The organism is Roseicyclus marinus, from assembly GCF_030163795.1.
Taxonomy (GTDB): Bacteria; Pseudomonadota; Alphaproteobacteria; order Rhodobacterales; family Rhodobacteraceae; genus Roseicyclus; species Roseicyclus marinus.
In genome coordinates, this window is record NZ_JASJOF010000009.1 from 14,232 (window position 1) to 32,774 (window position 18,543).

The 18,543-nt window shown below is 65.6% G+C and carries 13 protein-coding genes, 3 tRNA genes and 1 pseudogene; 2 read left to right on the forward strand and 15 right to left on the reverse strand.

Going from position 1 to position 18,543, the window contains the following annotated elements; genetic code table 11:
* Positions 1 to 45: 45 nt before the first annotated feature.
* From recG to sciP, 4 genes are all read right to left on the reverse strand, one after another.
* The gene (gene recG / locus QQK63_RS13810) at positions 46 to 2,157 is read right to left on the reverse strand and encodes an ATP-dependent DNA helicase RecG (protein ID WP_277828213.1); all 2,112 of its coding nucleotides are present in this window, start codon (positions 2,155 to 2,157) and stop codon (positions 46 to 48) included.
* Positions 2,150 to 4,342, reverse strand: coding sequence for an NAD-dependent DNA ligase LigA (ligA, locus tag QQK63_RS13815; protein ID WP_277829074.1), 2,193 nt, complete (start codon positions 4,340 to 4,342; stop codon positions 2,150 to 2,152). The genes recG and ligA overlap by 8 nt, the downstream gene beginning before the upstream one ends.
* Positions 4,343 to 4,612: 270 nt before the next feature.
* On the reverse strand, positions 4,613 to 5,326 hold the full coding sequence (ctrA, locus tag QQK63_RS13820) for a response regulator transcription factor CtrA (RefSeq protein WP_277828215.1): 714 nt from the start codon (positions 5,324 to 5,326) through the stop codon (positions 4,613 to 4,615).
* 125 nt (positions 5,327 to 5,451) lie between these two features.
* Positions 5,452 to 5,724: a CtrA inhibitor SciP gene (gene sciP / locus QQK63_RS13825; RefSeq protein ID WP_277828217.1), complete on the reverse strand. Its 273-nt coding sequence runs from the start codon at positions 5,722 to 5,724 to the stop codon at positions 5,452 to 5,454.
* A 141-nt stretch (positions 5,725 to 5,865) separates the two neighbouring features.
* On the opposite strand from sciP, the gene mnmA reads away from it, so the two are divergent.
* Positions 5,866 to 7,008, forward strand: coding sequence for a tRNA 2-thiouridine(34) synthase MnmA (gene mnmA / locus QQK63_RS13830; RefSeq protein WP_277828219.1), 1,143 nt, complete (start codon positions 5,866 to 5,868; stop codon positions 7,006 to 7,008).
* A gap of 537 nt (positions 7,009 to 7,545) precedes the next feature.
* On the opposite strand, the gene QQK63_RS13835 is transcribed toward mnmA, so the two are convergent.
* The 11 genes from QQK63_RS13835 to tgt form a co-directional block, all read right to left on the reverse strand.
* The gene (locus QQK63_RS13835) at positions 7,546 to 8,178 is read right to left on the reverse strand and encodes a hypothetical protein (protein WP_277828221.1); all 633 of its coding nucleotides are present in this window, start codon (positions 8,176 to 8,178) and stop codon (positions 7,546 to 7,548) included.
* Positions 8,179 to 8,603: 425 nt separating this feature from the next.
* A tRNA-Asp gene (locus QQK63_RS13840) sits at positions 8,604 to 8,680 on the reverse strand.
* Between the two features lie 67 nt (positions 8,681 to 8,747).
* A complete protein-coding gene (locus QQK63_RS13845; protein ID WP_277828223.1) occupies positions 8,748 to 9,707 on the reverse strand; it encodes a DMT family transporter in 960 nt (319 codons plus the stop codon).
* Complete coding sequence (locus QQK63_RS13850) at positions 9,704 to 10,222, reverse strand: GNAT family N-acetyltransferase (protein ID WP_277828225.1); 519 nt, start codon at positions 10,220 to 10,222, stop codon at positions 9,704 to 9,706. The genes QQK63_RS13845 and QQK63_RS13850 overlap by 4 nt, the downstream gene beginning before the upstream one ends.
* 58 nt (positions 10,223 to 10,280) lie before the next feature.
* The gene (locus QQK63_RS13855; RefSeq protein ID WP_277828227.1) at positions 10,281 to 11,219 is read right to left on the reverse strand and encodes a pirin family protein; all 939 of its coding nucleotides are present in this window, start codon (positions 11,217 to 11,219) and stop codon (positions 10,281 to 10,283) included.
* 138 nt (positions 11,220 to 11,357) lie between these two features.
* A tRNA-Val gene (locus QQK63_RS13860) sits at positions 11,358 to 11,433 on the reverse strand.
* Positions 11,434 to 11,541: 108 nt separating this feature from the next.
* A tRNA-Val gene (locus QQK63_RS13865) sits at positions 11,542 to 11,616 on the reverse strand.
* A gap of 17 nt (positions 11,617 to 11,633) precedes the next feature.
* Complete coding sequence (locus QQK63_RS13870) at positions 11,634 to 12,125, reverse strand: HU family DNA-binding protein (RefSeq protein ID WP_277828229.1); 492 nt, start codon at positions 12,123 to 12,125, stop codon at positions 11,634 to 11,636.
* Between the two features lie 100 nt (positions 12,126 to 12,225).
* On the reverse strand, positions 12,226 to 13,017 hold the full coding sequence (locus QQK63_RS13875) for a polysaccharide deacetylase family protein (RefSeq protein ID WP_277828231.1): 792 nt from the start codon (positions 13,015 to 13,017) through the stop codon (positions 12,226 to 12,228).
* Between the two features lie 228 nt (positions 13,018 to 13,245).
* The gene (gene lon, locus QQK63_RS13880) at positions 13,246 to 15,588 is read right to left on the reverse strand and encodes an endopeptidase La (RefSeq protein WP_277829075.1); all 2,343 of its coding nucleotides are present in this window, start codon (positions 15,586 to 15,588) and stop codon (positions 13,246 to 13,248) included.
* A gap of 277 nt (positions 15,589 to 15,865) precedes the next feature.
* The gene (gene tgt / locus QQK63_RS13885) at positions 15,866 to 16,996 is read right to left on the reverse strand and encodes a tRNA guanosine(34) transglycosylase Tgt (protein ID WP_277828233.1); all 1,131 of its coding nucleotides are present in this window, start codon (positions 16,994 to 16,996) and stop codon (positions 15,866 to 15,868) included.
* A 79-nt stretch (positions 16,997 to 17,075) separates the two neighbouring features.
* Here tgt and rimK point away from each other — a divergent pair.
* Positions 17,076 to 18,464: pseudogene (gene rimK, locus QQK63_RS13890) on the forward strand (30S ribosomal protein S6--L-glutamate ligase).
* The last annotated feature ends 79 nt before the right edge of the window (positions 18,465 to 18,543 follow it).

Consider the following 18,543-nt stretch of genomic DNA (forward strand, 5'->3'; position numbering starts at 1 on the left):
CCCCCAAGTCCAGAACTTTTTGAGAACATAAGCGAACAAAACGGGTCAGCCCGCGGAAATCAGCCGGATCGCCTTGTCCTGTTCCAGCAAATACAGAAGCACGCGCGCCGATTGCCCCTGCGGCCCGATCAGCTGCGGATCGCGCACCAAAAGCGCCCGCGCCGCCGATTGCGCCAGCGCCATCAACCCCGCCTGCGCCTCGAGATCCGCGATGCGGAACCGGGGCAGGCCCGATTGCGCGGTCCCGATCATGTCGCCCGCACCCCGGATCGCCAGATCCTCCTCGGCGATGCGAAACCCATCCTCGGTGTCGCGCAGAACCATCAGGCGGCGTTTGGCGGTCTCCCCCAGGGGCGGGCGATACATGAGCAGGCAGGTCGAGGCCGCAGCCCCCCGCCCCACGCGCCCCCGCAACTGGTGCAATTGCGCAAGGCCAAAGATCTCGGCCTGTTCGATCACCATGATCGAGGCATTGGGCACATCCACCCCTACCTCGATCACCGTGGTGGCGACCAGAACCCGCGTTCTCCCTTCCTTGAAGGCTGCCATCGCCGCCGTCTTGGCATCGGGCGGCATCTGGCCATGGACCAGCCCAACGACCCCCTCGCCCAAGGCCGCCCGCAACAGGCGAAACCGTTCCTCGGCCGCCGTGGCGTCGAAATTTTCGCTTTCCTCGACCAGCGGGCAGACCCAATAGGCCTGCCGCCCTTCGGCCACGGCGCGGCGCAGATGGTCGATCACCTCGTCCATCCGGCCCGCCGACACCAGCGCGGTTGCGACCGGCGTGCGCCCGGGCGGTTTTTCGTCCAGCAAGCTCACATCCATATCGCCATATTGCGCAAGGCTCAGCGTGCGGGGGATCGGCGTCGCCGTCATCACCAGCAGGTCCGCACCCTGCCCCTTCTCCCCCAGCAAAACACGCTGGCGCACCCCGAACCGGTGCTGTTCGTCCACGATGGCCAGCCGCAGATCGGCGAATTCCACGTCCGACTGGAACACCGCATGGGTGCCGACAAGGATATGAATGTCGCCCCGCTTCAACGCCGCCAGCTTCGCGCGCCGCTCCGCCCCCTTGTCCTGACCCGACAGCATCTCGATCACCACGCCCGCCGCCTCGGCCAGTGGCTTGAGATTGGCGTAATGCTGCCCGGCAAGGATCGTGGTCGGCGCCATCATCACGCCCTGCCCGCCACCTTCGACCGCAAGAAGCAGCGCCATCAGGGCAACCAATGTCTTGCCCGCCCCCACATCGCCCTGCAAAAGCCGGTTCATCCGCGCGGGCTGGGCCATATCCGCCGCGATCTCCTCGATCGCGCGCATCTGCGCACCCGTGGGCCGAAACGGCAGACTGTCCTGCACCTTGCGCCGCAAATGGCCGTCCCCTTGCGTCACCCGCCCCTTGCCCCTCCGGACCGAGGCGCGGGCCAATGCAAGCGTCAGCTGATGCGCGAACAATTCGTCGAAGGCGAGGCGTTCACGCGCCGGATGGCTCCGCGACAGATCCTCCGGCCCCCGCGGCGCATGGGCTATGGCCATCGCCTCGTGCCAAGCGGGCCAGCCCTTTTCCCGGTAAAGCGGCCCGTCGATCCATTCGCCAAGGATCGGCGCCCGCTCCAAGGCCGAGGCGATTGCGCGCCGCATCCCCTTTTGCGTCACCCCCGCGGTCAGCGGATAGACCGGCTCGAAGGCCGGGATGTCGCCCGCCTCGTCCAGCGTCAGGATATGATCGGGATGGGGCATCTGCGCGATCCCGTCGAACAATTCCACCTTGCCCGACACGATCCTGCGGCTGCCCGTGGGCAGGATGCGCGACAGGTAATCGCCCTTGGCATGGAAGAACACAAGCTGGAACGTGGTCTGCGCATCCTCCACCTCGATCCGGTAGGGTCGCCCGCGCCCCGTCGGCGGGCGGTGCAGGCCCACCGTGACCGCAACCGTCGCCATCCCCGGCAGCGCCACGTCCCGGACCGAGGCGACCCGCGCCCGGTCCACCCCGCCCACGGGCAGCGTCAGCAGCAGATCCTTCGGCGTCTCGACCCCCAGACCTTTGTAATGCTTGGCCGTTTTGGGCCCGACACCATCCAGCGCCTCAAGCTCCGCGAACAGCGGCCACAGCTCCTCGGGCCGCCCCCGCGGGTGGGTCGGCGCCTCAGCCATCGCCCGCGCCTGCGATCAGCGCCAGCCAACCATCCTCGTCGATGGTCTCGATACCCAGTTCTGCGGCCTTGGTGGCCTTGGACCCCGCACCCGGCCCCGCCACCAACAGGTCGGTCTTGGCCGACACGCTGCCCGCGACCTTGGCGCCCAGCGCCTCGGCCCGCGCCTTGGCCTCCGCCCGCGTCATCTTTTCCAGCGTCCCGGTGAAAACCACGGTCTTGCCCGCGACCGGGCTGCCTTCCGTCTTGCGCGCGGGCGGCGGCAAGATCTCCAGATGCGCGATCAGCCGGTCGACCGAGGCGCGCTCCGCCTCTTGGCTCAGCGTATGGGTCAAAGCCACCGCCACCGCCTCCCCGATCCCGTCGATGGCCGTGATTTCGGACCAGGCCGGGCTTTCGGCCAAAAGCGGCTTGCGCGCCTTGGCATCGGGCGCGGCAGCGGCCGGCTCCTGCGCGGCCCGGTCCACCGTTTCGACAAAGGCAGCCCAAGTCCCGAAATGCCGTGCAAGGTCATTTGCCGCCACCTCGCCCACATGCCGGATGCCAAGGGCAAAGATCACCCGGCCCAGCCCGATCCGCCGTCGTTCGTCGATCGCATCGAACAGGTTGTTGGCGGATTTCTCGCCCCAGCCCTCGCGGTTCTTCACCTGCTGCAAACCCGACCCATAGCGCGCGCGCAATTCGAAGATATCGGCAGGCTCCTTGACCCACGCGTCGGCGTGAAAGGCCTCGACCTGCTTTGCGCCCAGCCCCTCTATGTCAAAGGCCGCGCGGCTCACGAAATGGCGCAACCGTTCCACGGCCTGCGCCGGACAGATCAGCCCGCCGGTGCAACGGCGCACCGCATCCCCTTCCTCGCGCAACGCCTCGGAGCCGCATTCCGGGCAGCGCGTCGGAAAAACATAAGGCTCACTCCCCTCGGGCCTGCGCGACAGGTCGACATCGGCAATCTTGGGGATGACATCGCCCGCGCGATAGACCTGCACCCAATCACCCGGCCGGATATCCTTGCCCTCGCGGATCACCTGCCCCCGCGCGTCGCGGCCGGCGATGTAATCCTCGTTATGCAAGGTCGCGTTCGAAACGACGACGCCGCCCACCGTCACCGGAACAAGTCGCGCCACGGGGCTGAGCGCGCCGGTGCGCCCGACCTGGATGTCGATCGCCTCAAGCCGGGTCCACGCCAGTTCGGCGGGAAATTTATGCGCGATGGCCCAGCGCGGCGTGGTCGACCGCAGGCCCAGCCGCGCCTGCAACCCAAGGTCGTCCACCTTGTAGACCACCCCGTCGATGTCATAGCCAAGGCCTGCGCGCCCCGCCTCGATCCCGGCGTAATGCGCAAGCATCGCCGCCACGCTGTCACACCGCTCGGTCAAGGGATTGGTCTGGAACCCCAATTCTGCAAGGCGCGCGATGGCCCCCATCTGCGTCTCGGCCAGGGGTTGCGACAGCTCGCCCCAGGAATAGGCAAAGAACCGCAAGGGGCGGGCGCGCGTGATCTCGGCGTCAAGCTGCCGCAACGACCCCGCCGCCGCATTGCGCGGATTGGCAAAGGTCTTGCCCCCCACCGCCGCCTGCCGTGCGTTCAGGGCTGCGAAATCGGCGTGGCTCATGTAGACCTCGCCGCGCACTTCCAGCACCTCGGGCGCGCCGGTCAGGGTCTGGGGAATATCGGCAATGGTGCGGGCATTGGAGGTGACGTTCTCGCCCGTCTCGCCATCGCCCCGCGTGGCCGCACTGACCAGCTGCCCGCCCTCGTAGCGCAGCGACAGCGACAGGCCGTCGATCTTGGGTTCGGCGCAAAACGCCAGCGCCGCCTCTTCGGGCAGGTTCAGGTAGCGCCTGATGCCCGCGACGAAATCGGCCACATCCGCATCGTCAAACGCATTGGCCAGCGACATCATCCGCTGCGCATGGACGATCTTGCCGAACCCCTCGGCCGGGGCCGCGCCCACCTGCTCGCTGGGGCTGTCGGGGCGCTTGAGCGCGGGGAACCGCGCCTCGATCGCGGCATTCTCGCGCTTGAGCGCGTCGTATTCCGCATCCGACAGATCGGGCGCATCGTCTTGGTAATAGGCCCGGTTCGCGGCATCGAGCACGGCTGCCAAATCCGCCAGTCTCGCGCGCGCTGCGTCCTCGGTCAGGGCATCCAGATCCGCGGCAGCGTCCGGCCCGCCGGTCTGCATATCCGCCGCGTTCGGGCCCGGCCCGCCGATCTGCGCACCCGCCGCGTTCGGGCTTGGCCCGCCGATCTGCGCATCCGTCTCGCTTGGCTGCGATCCGCGCGGCGCGTCGTTTCCGCCCGCTTGGTCCAGATCCGCGCGCGCCGCATCCCCGGTCTGGGCCGTCGTGCCCTTGCCCGCCTGCTCGCTGTTCCCGGCCATGCCGACGCCCCCGATGATGCCCGATCCCACAGGATTGGGTTTAGGAGGCCCGCGCCCGAATTTCCAGCCGCCTCAGGCGTTCATCGCGATCCCCAGCGCGCCCTGCGCCGCCACCGGGTCGCGCAGCACGTAGCCGCGCCCCCAGACGGTTTCGATGTAAGTCTCGCCCCCCGTCGCCACCGACAGCTTCTTGCGCAGCTTGCAGATGAAGACGTCGATGATCTTCAGTTCCGGCTCATCCATCCCGCCATAAAGGTGGTTGAGGAACATCTCCTTGGTCAGGGTCGTGCCTTTGCGCAGGCTCAGAAGTTCCAGCATCTGGTATTCCTTGCCGGTCAGATGCACCGCCTGCCCGTTCGCCTCCACCGTCTTGGCATCCAGATTGACCGCGATCTGCCCGGTGCGGATCACCGATTGCGCATGCCCCTTGGACCGGCGGATGATCGCATGGATGCGCGCCACCAATTCCTCGCGGTGAAACGGCTTGGTCAGGTAATCGTCCGCACCGAACCCAAAGCCCTTGAGCTTGGTATCGGGGTCGTCCAGCCCCGACAGGATCAGGATCGGCGTGTTCACCCGCGCGCTGCGCAACTGGCGCAAAACGTCATGGCCGTGAATATCGGGCAGGTTCAAATCAAGCAGGATGATGTCGTAATCATAGAGCTTGGCCAGATCTATGCCCTCCTCGCCAAGGTCGGTGGCATAGACGTTGAGATTGGCGTGGCGCAGCATCATCTCGATGCTGCGGGACGTGGTGGGGTCGTCTTCGACTAGCAGAACACGCATCATGTCACTCCGAATCTCACTGGGGAATCTCACAAGGTCGCGCTCAGCCTCGACTCGATTGGTTAATTTCAAGTTACCCTTTTGGACAGGTTCAGCTATCGAAATCGCACCGTTCTGCACCTTGGTTACCGGTAGCGCTGCAGGGCCGTGGTCTTGAGCGCTGCAGGTCCGTGGCGCGCAACAGCCTGTCGCCACCCCTCCAGCTCTTCGGCCGACAGGTCCCACATCCTCATCGCCTCCTCCGCCGGGATCAGGCCCGAATCGACCGCCTGCACCACGGCGGCCTTGCGGCTGGCGACCCACCGCCGGGTCTCCGGCGGAGGCAGATCACCCCGCGTCAGCCTGCGGCCATCGGCCAGCGTCACGCCCGGGGGCCCTGCGATACGTCGGATAAACATCGGCGGCCAATCCTCCTGCCTGCGTCACAGGCCGAGTGATGGACCCATCCCCTTAATTCGAAGTAACCGCGACGCTTGTGAATGGGTCCGATTTTCCTATATTCCCACAAACTCCCCGACCCCGACCCAAGGATGCGTCCCATGGCCCTCGACCGGCCCGTCCCCCTCAATTCGCTCGGCTTGCCCAAAGCCCCCTCCGAGACGCGGGTGGTCGTGGCCATGTCCGGCGGCGTCGACAGTTCGGTCGTGGCCGCCCAATTGGCCGAGGAAGGCTATGACGTGGTGGGCGTCACGCTCCAGCTTTACGACCATGGCGCGGCGCTGGCGAAAAAGGGCGCATGCTGCGCGGGCCGCGACATCCATGATGCGCGCCGCGTGGCCGAAACCATGGGCTTTCCCCATTACGTGCTCGATTACGAAAACACTTTCCGCGAGGCGGTGATCGACGAATTCGCCGACAGCTACCTTGCCGGCGCCACGCCTGTGCCCTGCATCCGCTGCAACGAGCGGGTGAAATTCAAGGATCTCCTGAACACCGCCCGCGATCTCGATGCCGATTGCATGGCGACCGGCCATTACATCCAGCGCAAGATGGGTCCACAGGGGGCAGAACTGCATTGCGCCGCCGATGCCGCGCGCGACCAATCCTATTTCCTGTTCTCGACCACGCAAGAACAGCTCGATTTCCTGCGCTTTCCGCTGGGCCATCTGGCGTCCAAGGCCGAAACGCGGGCCTTGGCGGCCAAATACGGCCTTCCCGTCGCCGACAAACCCGACAGCCAGGACATCTGCTTCGTGCCCAACGGCGATTATGCCGCCGTGATCGAGAAACTGCGCCCCGGCGCCGCCGATCCGGGCGAGATCGTGGACATCGATGGCAATGTCCTCGGCGAACATCGCGGTGTCATCCATTACACCATCGGCCAGCGCCGCGGCCTTGGCATCGGCGGGCTGGCCGATCCGCTCTATGTCGTGAAACTCGACCCCGACACACGGCGCGTGATCGTCGGCCCCAAGGACCTGCTCTCGACGCGGACAGTGCCCGTGCGCGAGATCAACTGGCTGGGCGATGCCCCCCTCACGTCGCGGACCGAATGGGAGGTGGAGGTCAAGATCCGCTCCACCCGCCCGCCGCGCCCGGCCATGATCCGCCCGATCACCGACACCACGGCCGAGATCACGCTGATGACACCCGAGGATGGCGTAAGCCCCGGCCAAGCCTGCGTTTTCTACGCATCCGAAGGCAGCAGGGTTCTGGGCGGCGGCTGGATTCACCGGGGTTGATCCACCCGCCACCGGCCCCAGGCTTCGGTGTGGTGGCCGCTCAGGGCGCATTATACGGCGTACGCGCCGTAGGGTGTACCTTCAGGCGCACCACTGGACACACCCTACAATAGGCTGCACCGATCACGGCGCACCACGACCCAGAGCCCGCCAAGGCCGTCTCATCATATCTTGGGGAAAAGTGGCGCGGTTGACGGGGATCGAACCCGCGCCCCCCTGCGGAACGGACGAACGCACCAATCCAGACCCACACCTGACAGGGTATTTTGCTTTATCATCGATGGATTTGCCCGGCTTCTTGTTGATTGACCCTTGCATCGAACGGAAATGCTTTTCGCGCATTCAATGACAGGGCCAAGTCACAGGAATCTCTCGGGGCGTTCGTAAAGCTATTTACTGGATCGGCCGTAGAATGCCTCAATCAAGCGCAACGGCACCCCTTTTGTCGTCGAATTCTGACGCAAAACCAGGGCAGGGAATACCATATTCCATGAGGCGCTGAGAGGGGGTTGCCCCCCTCTCCCACAAATAGAGAGATCAATCCCGACCATTGCCGCCGGCATTGCCATTGCCGCCGCCATTCCCGTTGCCGCCGGCATTGCCATTCCCACCGCCGTTTCCGTTGCCGCCAGCATTGCCATTGCCACCGCCGTTCCCGTTGTCGCCGGCGTTCCCGTTGCTGGCTGCTGATGCGCTGGCACCCACGCCGGTTTGGCCATTTCCACGGTTACTTCCGCCAGCGCCAGCTATGCGCTCTCTGGCTTCCGCATCCCGCCGCAAGCTGTTTTCCAGCTGCCGTTCTCTTGCGACCGATATGGCCTCACGCGCCCTTTCCGAGGCTTGTTCGGGCAACTCATCGGCCGCGATAGCGTTGCGGCGTTCCTCGACAGAGACTTCGCCGTCGCCATCTTCGTCGACAGCCACGACGGCATCGACGACCTCGAACGTTTCTGGATCAAGCTCAAGTTCCAGCACCACGCCGTCTTGTTCGGCAACCAAAGTGGGGGACCCGAACAAAGGATCTTCCAGAGTGAAATCCGTAAATCCCTCACCGGCCAAAATCTCCGCCAAATCCTGAATGGCGGGATCAACATCTTGAGCGCTTGCACTGGACGCGAAAAAAAGAGGAACCACTGACGTCAAAAACAAGGAAATCGTTGTTCGTTTCATCTTTTGCCCTCCTTCCACGGCATCTCTCTGATGGACTGCCGGGGTACCAACGATGCGCCAAAGGATGCGGTTAAGCAAGAAACGAATGGCCCAACGACAAAGAATGATTCAATAGCGCTCGAATGGAGAATACCGGGTTTTCGCAAGGATGGCCTCGGTCGGATAATGCTCGAATACCCGCCCTTTATTTCGCGCGTGCCCAAGCCGCTGGGTGGGCGACATAACGCTGTCCACCCGCGACCACCGGCTTGATTGACCGTTGGCCAGGGATCGATAGACCCCCAAACGGGGCAGTCTCGGGATTCGATCAAGGGCGTGGGGGGGGATCGTGCTACCGCTCTGCCACAGACACGACACAACCATGCCAAAACACTAAGGGCCCCGCTGTGAACGGGGCCCTTAAGTCTTTGGCACACTTAGTCTAGTGGCGCGGTTGACGGGGCTCGAACCCGCGACCCCCGGCGTGACAGGCCGGTACTCTAACCAACTGAGCTACAACCGCGTGGGGGCTCGTTTATTGCCCTGCGTCCGGCCCGTCAAGCGCCCTTTCACACCGCGCTGGCGTTTTCTCAATCGCGCCGCACCGGCCGGACCGAGGCCAGCGTTCGACCCTGCGCCCGTTCCCGCTGAAAAACGTAAAGCCCCGCCCCCGCGATCAATGCGATCCCGACCCAGACGGCGGGCCGCGGCACTTCGCCAAACACCGTCCAACCCCAGAAAATCGCCAAGGGCAGCGCCGCATATTCGTAGGAGGCCACGACCGAAGCCCGGCCCAACCGATAGGCAAGGCTCATGAAATAGCCGATCATCGCCGACATCACCCCGATCATCGCGAAGACGGGCAGATCCTCCGGCGCGGGCCAGACCCAGGCTCGCAGCAAGAAGATCACGGACGGATGCGTCGCGCCTTGGGCAAACCGCCCATCCCCCGCGACGACGAAGAACGACAGCGACACAAGCAGGAAACAGCCCTGAATGTAGACCGCCATGGCCGAGGCCGCCGAGCGTGCGCCCAATTTCCGCGTCAAAACCTGCATCCCCGAATAACAGGCCGCCGCCGCCAAGGGCAAAAGCAGGCTCACCCGCCCGATCTCGCCCCAATCCACCCCCGGCGCCATCATCACCGCCACGCCGGCAAGCCCGATCCCGATCGCCGTCAGCCTGTATCGCCCCACCGGCTCGCCCAGCACCGGGATCGCGATCAGCGTGATGAACAGGGGCGCGACAAAGAAAAGCGCCGTCGCCGCCGCCAAGGGCATCACGGCAAGCCCCGCGAAAAACAGCATGTTCGACAGCATGACCAGCCCCGCGCGCAGCGCATGAAGCCCGGGCCGGTCGGTTCGCAGCAAGACAAGACCGCCCTCGCGCCACAGAAAGATCAGGCTGACCGACAACGCCACGACCGAGCGGAAGAACACCGTCTGATGCAGCGGATAATCCCCCGACAACAGCTTGATGCCCACGTCGTTCACCGTGCCGCACAACACGGCGACAAGGACGAAAAGGATCGCCCGCCCCTGATCGCTCATCGCGCTGCCCGCGCCTCCAACCGGGCGGCCAGCGCCGCGCCATCGGGCCATTCCACCCGGTGCGCGGGCAGGCTCACCCCCAAAATGCTGTCGACGAAAACCGGTCCTTCGACCCCGCCCCACCCGGCATAGACCGCGCGGGCCGCAGAATTGCCCGCCAAAACCTCGAGCCAGACGGACCTGCCCCGCGCAAGATCCGCAACACCCCGCATCAGCGCCGCGCCAAGGCCGCAGCCCCGCGCGCCTTGCGCGACATGCAGCGCATCGACATGGACACCATCGGCATCAACAAGATCAAAGGCGACGAAACCCGAAATCGCCGCCCCCTCGCCCGCGACATGCACCCGCAACGGCCCCTCCAGCGCGCGGGCCTGCCATTTGCGCGCCATCGCCTCGTCAAGCGGCGCAGCCAGCACCGCATCGGGCAAAAGGCCCGCGTAATCCCGTCGCCAATTGGCGACATGCAACGCCGCGATGGCGGGCAGATCGGCAGGATTGGCGGGGCGCGGGATCATGCGCGCGACCCTGCCTTGCCGCGCGCGCGCCCGCAAGCGTCCCCGATCAGCGCCCCGTTCAGCGCTCAGGCAACGGGATGAAGTCTGCGTCATCCGTGGGCGGCAGGCGGAACCGTCCATGCGCCCAATCACCCGCGCGCCAGGCCTCCTTGGCCTCCTCGATCCGCTCTTTGGAACTGGCTACGAAATTCCACCAGATGTGCCGCGGCCCTTCCAGCGTGGCCCCGCCCAGCAGCATCACCCGCGCGCCCTCTTCACCCGCGATCATCGACACACGGTCGCCGGGGCGAAACACCATCATCCGCCCCGCCTCGAATCTCTCGCCCGCGATCTCGACCGCGCCCTGCACGACATACGCACCGCGATCCTCGTGATCCTCGGGCAACGGCAGTTTCGCGCCCGGCTCCAGCGCCGCATCGATGTAGAATGTTTCCGACGCCACGGACACCGGCGCGCGTTCCCCATAAGCCGTCCCGAGGATCAGGCGCAGCCGCTTGCCCTCCCCCTCCAGCATGGGCAGCGTGTCGCGCCCGGCATGGACGAAAGCGGGGGGCGCATCCTCGTGATCCTTGGGCAGGGCCATCCACGTCTGGATGCCCGACAGGCTGTAAGGCGCTTTCAGCATCTCGCCATCCACGCGCTCGGAATGGGTGATGCCATGGCCTGCCGTCATCAGGTTCACCGCACCCGGTTCGATCCATTGATCCGTGCCCAGGCTGTCGCGGTGATGGAATCGCCCTTGGTACAGATAGGTGACCGTGGCCAGTCCGATATGCGGATGCGGGCGGATGTCGATCCCCTGCCCGGTCAGGAATTCCGCAGGCCCCATCTGGTCAAAGAAGATGAAGGGGCCGACCATCTGGCGCTTGGGCGCAGGCAGCGCGCGGCGCACCTCGAAGGCTCCCAGATCGCGGGCGCGCGGCACGATGATCGTTTCGATGGCATCCACCGCATCGCCGGTCGGGCAATGCGGATCGAGGGCGGGGTTCCAGCTCATGACGCGCTCTCCTGTTCAAGTCCTGCGCAAAAGCTAGGGCATTCCGCCTCGTGGTCCGAGACCGATATCCCCACAGCTTCCGCGCGCAAGCGCACAGAATCTGACCAATGGTAGCTTGGATGTTCGTTTATTAGGGATTGGTGGGTGGTGAGGGACTCGAACCCCCGACATCTTCGGTGTAAACGAAGCGCTCTACCAACTGAGCTAACCACCCGGTCGCGCGCCTGATAGCCGCTTGGCGTCAGGCGGGCAAGGGTCTGGCCCGCACCCGAACGCCACTGTGCGATCCGCGATCCGGCGTCGTCTGGTCAGACAGGGAAAATGGTGGGTGATGAGGGATTTGAACCCCCGACATCTTCGATGTGAACGAAGCGCTCTACCACTGAGCTAATCACCCGCCGGGTGGATGGGTCTTTAGCCATCCTCGCCCGGGTCCGCAAGGGGGCTTTCGCCCGCCTTGCCCGCGTTGGACCCCGCCCGCCGCAGCTTGAGCGTCAGCACATCGGATCCCCCGCCCTCGGGCCTGCGCCGCTTGACCGACAGCTTGCCCAGCGGCGGCACGATCAGCTCGTCCCGGCGCTCCAGCGCAAGGCCCAGTTCGTCCAGCACCAGCTCCACAATCTGCCGCGCCTCCGACCGCTTGATCGCGCTGCGTGCACAAACCGCCTCCAGCAGATCGTTGCGCCGATACCGCCCATCCGCCGCCACCTCGTCCCGGCTTTCAGCCTCGACCGGCGCCACCGCCACGGGCTCGACCGCGCGCAGATGCGGCCGCGCCTCCGCCGCCGCCACCTCGGGCTTCGCGGCCTTGGTGGACGTGGCGCGCCGCTTGGGTCCGGCGGGCGTCGCCTTGGGGCCCGCGGCCTTGGTCGTGGCCTTGATCGGTTTTTCTCGGCTGCTCGCCATTCCTGTCTCCCCGTCCTGCGCTGCGCGCCTTGCGAACTTTTGACGGGAATCTACCGAAAGATCGCACCAGAGGCCAGAGGCCGCGTGAACAGGGCGGGCATCACCCCCCGCTGGAGGCAAGGCTGATGGCCCGTCCATCCCAGCGTGGCCAGCCGATCAACTCGGACAGGGTCACGAATTCGTAGCCCCGCGCCAACAGCCGATCCAACGTCGCGGGCATCGCCTCGATCGTGCCCGCGCGAATGTCATGGGTCAGGATCACGCCGCCCGGATGGCTGCCGCCGACGATCCGCTCGGTCACCGCTTGCGCGCCGGGATTGCGCCAATCCTCGGGGTCGACCGACCACAGGACGGTGGGCAGATTGCGCGACGCCTGCACCATGCGGCGCTGCGCCCCGGTCAGGCTGCCATAGGGCGGGCGCATCGTGACCGGCTCTCGCCCCACGGCATCCATGATCGCCGCGCTGGTCCGGTCCAATTCCGACAAGATCGCGGCATCGCCAAGGTCCGACAATTTCGGATGAGACCAGCTGTGATTGCCGATCTCGTGCCCCTCCTCGGCGATCCGGCGCATCACCGAAAGATGCACGGGCACCCGCGACCCGATGACGTAAAAGGTCGCGCGGACCCCCCGCAACGCCAGAATATCCAAAAGCCGCGGCGTCAGGCTTGCATGGGGCCCGTCATCGAAGGTCAGCGCCACCACAGGCCGCGCCGTACGCACCCGGGTGATCGTCGTCGCATCGCCCTGCGCGATGTCGCGCGGCAAGGCGATGGCAGGCCGCGCGGGCAGGCCTTGCGCCACGGCGGGCCTCAGGATCGCGGGCGACGAGACCAGCACCGCACCCGCGGCCAACAGGATCTGTCGGCGGGAAAGCCTGTCGCGCGTCACTGCTCTATCCCCGGGATTCTTCGTTATCCACAGCCTGACGCGGGCCGAAGTCCCCCACAAGGCCGGAGCGGGGATTTGCCGGACCAGAGCTGCAAGGCAGGGCCGTGATGCGACAAAGTCGCAACAAAGGCACCGATACGGGCGCGCGCCGGTCTATTCAGGAAAATTCAAAAAGAGGGTCGCGGCTCAAGGGCCCGCGCGATGCGCGCAGGCCCCCGAATCTCACGATCAATGCGCGACAGCGGATCCTTCGCTGCCCCGTTCGGCCGCTTTCGCCGCCGCAGCGGCGGCCTCGGCCTCCTCGTCCCAATCGACCGCCTCGGGCTGACGGGTCAAGGCGCGCTGCAGAACCTCGGTCACATGACTGACGGGGATGATGGTCAGCCCCTCCTTCACGTTGTCGGGGATCTCGGGCAGATCCTTGGCATTGTCCTCGGGGATCATGACGGTGGTGATCCCGCCCCGCAGCGCGGCCAGAAGCTTTTCCTTCAGCCCGCCGATGGGCAGCACGTTGCCGCGCAGCGTCACCTCGCCCGTCATGGCGATGTCCTTGCGCACCGGGATCTGCGTCAGTACCGACACGATGGAGGTCACCATGGCGATGCCCGCGCTCGGCCCGTCCTTGGGCGTCGCCCCCTCGGGGACGTGGACGTGGATGTCCCAGCTGTCCAGCCGCGGCGGCTTCACCCCGATCCGGGGCGCGATGGACCGCACATAGCTGGCAGCGGCATCGATCGATTCCTTCATCACCTCGCCGAGCTTGCCGGTGGTCTTCATCCGGCCCTTGCCCGGCAGGCGCAACGCCTCGATCGACAACAGATCGCCACCCACGCTGGTCCAGGCCAGCCCGGTCACGACACCCACCTGATCCTCGCGCTCGGCCAGACCGAACTTGAACCGCTTCACGCCCAGAATGTCTTCCAGCGTCTCGGGTGTGACGACCACGCGCGTCGTCTCCTTCTTGACGATGGATGTCACGGCCTTCCGCGCCAGCTTGGCGATCTCGCGCTCAAGGTTCCGCACCCCCGCCTCGCGGGTGTAGTAGCGGATGACATCCGTCAGCGCGGCATCGGACAGCTCGAATTCCTTCGCCCGCAGACCGTGGTTCTTCATCTGCTTGGCGACAAGGTGCTGCTTGGCAATCTCGCGCTTCTCGTCCTCGGTGTAGCCCGCAAGCGGGATGATCTCCATCCGGTCCAAAAGCGGCCCGGGCATGTTGTAGGAATTCGCCGTGGTCAGGAACATCACGTTCGACAGGTCGTATTCGACCTCGAGGTAGTGATCCATGAAGGTCGCATTCTGTTCCGGATCCAGCACCTCCAGCATGGCGCTGGCCGGGTCGCCCCGGAAATCCTGCCCCATCTTGTCGATCTCATCGAGCAAGATCAGCGGGTTGGTGGTCTTGGCCTTCTTCAGCGCCTGAATGATCTTGCCCGGCATCGACCCAATGTAGGTCCGCCGGTGACCCCGGATCTCGCTCTCGTCGCGCACACCACCAAGGCTGATACGGATGAATTCGCGCCCCGTGGCCTTGGCCACCGATTTGCCGAGGCTGGTCTTGCCCACGCCCGGCGGCCCGACAAGGCACAGGATCGGCCCCTTCAGCTTGGCCGAGCGTTGCTGCACCGCCAGGTATTCGACGATCCGCTCCTTGACCTTCTCCAGCCCGTAGTGATCCGCATCCAAAATCGCCTCGGCCCGGCCAAGGTCCTTTTTCACGCGGCTTTTCACGCCCCACGGGATCGACAGCATCCAATCCAGGTAATTGCGCACCACGGTCGCCTCGGCCGACATCGGCGACATGTTCTTGAGCTTTTTCAGCTCCGCCTCGGCCTTGTCGCGCGCCTCCTTGGACAGTTTCGTGGCTGCGATGCGCTCTTCCAGCTCGGCGATCTCGCCGGCACCTTCCTCGCCATCGCCCAGCTCGCGCTGGATCGCCTTCATCTGTTCATTCAGGTAATATTCGCGCTGCGTACGCTCCATCTGGCTCTTCACGCGGCTCTTGATCTTCTTTTCGACCTGAAGAACCGACATCTCGCCCTGCATCAGGCCATAGACCTTCTCCAGCCGCTCGGCGACATTGAGCGTCTCCAGAAGTTCCTGCTTTTGGCCCACCTCGATGCCGAGATGCCCGGACACCAGATCGGCCAGCCGCGCGGGATCGGTCGCCTCGCTGACATTGGTCAGGGCGTCCTCGGGAATGTTCTTCTTCACCTTCGCGTATTTGGCGAATTCCTCGGCCACCGCGCCGATCATCGCCTGCACGGCGGCGCGGTCACCCTCGACCTCGTCCAGCGTCTCGACGCGCGCCTCGAAAAACGCCTCCGTCGCGGTGAACCCGGTGATCCGCACCCGCGACCGCCCCTCGACCAACACCTTCACGGTGCCATCGGGCAGTTTCAGCAGTTGCAGCACATTGGCCAGAACGCCGGTGCGATAGATCCCATCGGCCGTCGGATCGTCAACGGCGGGATCGATCTGCGAGCTTAGCAGGATCTGCTTGTCGTCTTGCATCACCTCTTCCAGCGCGCGCACCGATTTCTCGCGGCCGACGAAAAGCGGCACGATCATGTGCGGAAACACCACGATGTCGCGCAGGGGCAGGACGGGATACGTTTCTTGGGTCACTGGCTCTAGCCTTCCTTGGTGTTGGCAAGGGGATTGGGCTCCGCCCGGCGGCCGCCCTGCCCCCCTCCGGGTCAGGATGTCATAACTTGGGGCGCCGGGGCCGGGGTTTCAACCGCAACGACGAACCCGCCTTGAGCCATATCCTGCGCCCATGCAGGCGCGGGCGCAAGGGAGGGATGGTGGCGAAACCGTGACATTCCGGCGAGGGCAGCGCCCCAGCTCACATCGGCTCGATATCGCCCTCGGCCCGCTGCGCATGGAACCCCGCCTCCCAGGCCGCGAACCGCCCCTGCGCAATCGCCGCCCGCATCCCCGCCATCATCTCTTGGTAGTAATGCAGGTTGTGCCAGGTCAGGAGCATCCCCGAGATCATCTCGCCCGCCCGGAACACATGGTGCAGATAGGCGCGGCTATAGCCCCGGCAGGCGGGACAGGTGCAATCCTCGTCCAGCGGGCGCGGATCGTCGGCGTGGCGGGCGTTCTTGATGTTGACCTGCCCCCGCCGGGTCCAGGCCTGCCCTGTCCGCCCCGACCGGGACGGCAGAACGCAATCCATCATGTCGATCCCGCGCTTGACCGCGCCCACGATATCGTCGGGCTTGCCCACCCCCATCAGGTAGCGCGGCTTGTCTTGCGGAAGCATCCCCGGCGCGTAATCGAGACAGGAAAACATCGCCTCTTGTCCCTCGCCCACGGCCAGACCGCCCACCGCGTAGCCATCAAACCCGATGGATTTCAGCGCCTCGGCACTCTCCTCCCGGAAATCGCGCTCCAACCCGCCCTGCTGGATGCCGAACAGCGCATGTCCCGGCCTGTCGCCAAAGGCCTCCTTCGACCGCTCCGCCCAGCGCATCGACAACCGCATGCTTTCCGCGATCCGGTCGCGGTCGGCGGGCAGCGCCGGACATTCGTCGAAACACATCACGATGTCCGAGCCCAATAGCTTCTGGATCTCCATCGACCGTTCCGGGGACAGCATGTGTTTGGACCCGTCCACATGGCTGCGAAAGGTCACGCCCTCCTCGGTCAGCTTGCGCAGATCGGCCAGGCTCATCACCTGGAACCCGCCCGAATCCGTCAAGATCGGCTTGTCCCAATTCATGAACCGGTGCAGCCCGCCCAAGTTCGCGATCCGCTCCGCCGTGGGCCGCAACATCAGGTGATAGGTATTGCCGAGCAAGATATCGGCCCCCGTCGCCGCCACGCTCTCGGGCAGCATGGCCTTGACCGTGGCCGCCGTGCCCACCGGCATGAAGGCCGGCGTGCGGATGTCGCCCCGCGGTGTCGTGATCGTCCCGGTGCGCGCCGCGCCATCCGTCGCTGTCACATGAAAGTCGAAGACCTGACCCATTGTCATCCTTGCCTGCGCCCGCGAAACCCCGCAGGTCATGCCCCGATTCCCCCCCGATGCCAAGGAGCGCACCATGGTCATGCAACACCGCCCCCTGACGCTGGGATGGGAAGAATGGGTGGCCCTCCCCGGCCTCGGCCTGCCCGCGCTCAAGGCCAAGGTCGATACCGGCGCGCGCACTTCGGCGCTCCATGCCTTCGACATCGAACCCTTCGGGCCTGCCTCCCGCCCCAAACTGCGCTTTGCCGTCCATCCCGTGCCGGGGCGCACCGACCTGACCATCGCCTGTTCCGCGCTCATCCGCGACCGGCGCGAGGTGACCTCCTCGAACGGCGAATCCGAATTGCGCTATGTCATCGAAACCAGTCTCCGCATCGGCGAGGCCGAGGTGCCGATCGAGATCACGCTGACCGACCGCACCAACATGGCCTACCGGATGCTCATCGGGCGGCAGGCGATCCAGCCCGATTGGCGCATCAGCCCCACCGCCAGCTTCTGACAGCCCAAACTCTCCTACGACATCTACCACAGCGCCGAGGTGAAACTCGCCGCCCCTGCCCGCAGCTTGCGCATCGCCGTCCTCAGCCGCGAGGACAACCATTCCACCCGGCGTCTCGTGACCGAGGGCGAGGAACGCGGCCACACGATCGAGGTGATCGACACCACCCGCTGCTACATGGCGATCAACACGCTCGCCCCCGAGGTGCATTACGACGGCACCCGCCTGCCCCGCTACGACGCCGTGATCCCGCGGATCGGCCCCTCGATCACCGCCTATGGCACCGCCGTCCTGCGCCAGTTCGAATCGCTCGGCACCCATTGCGTGAACGGCAGCGCCGGCATCACCGCCAGCCGCGACAAGCTTCACGCCCACCAGCTTCTGGCCGCGCGCGGCATCGGGATGCCCCAGACCGCCTTCGCCGCCAGCCCCAAGGATACCGACAACCTGATCGGCCTCGTGGGCAGCGGCCCCCTGGTGGTCAAGCTTCTGGAATCGACCCAAGGCAAGGGCGTGGTGCTCGCCGAAACCCGCAAGGCCGCGCAATCGGTCATCGACGCCTTCCGCGGCCTGCGCGCCAATTTCCTCGTGCAAAGCTTCGTCAAGGAAGCGGCGGGCGAGGATATCCGCTGCCTCGTCGTCGATGGAAAGGTCGTGGCGGCGATGAAACGCAGCGCCTCGGGCGATGATTTCCGCTCGAACCTGCATCGCGGCGGCACCGCCAAACCCGTCCGCATCACGCGCGAGGAACGCGACACGGCGCTCCGCGCCGCCCGCGTCTTCAACCTCGGGCTTGCGGGCGTCGACCTTCTGCGCGCCCATGACGGCCCCAAGGTGCTCGAGGTCAATTCCTCCCCCGGTCTCGAAGGGATCGAACTGGCCACCGGCAAGAATATCGCGGCGCTGCTTTACGACGCCATCGAGCGCAAGGTCCGCCCCGCCCCCGTCCGCAAACGCCGAACGGCCTGATCGCGCGGGATCTTGCCGGATCGGGCAGCAGCCCTGCCCTTTACGCCCGCGCAGCCTTTCCTTATATCTTCGCTCAGGA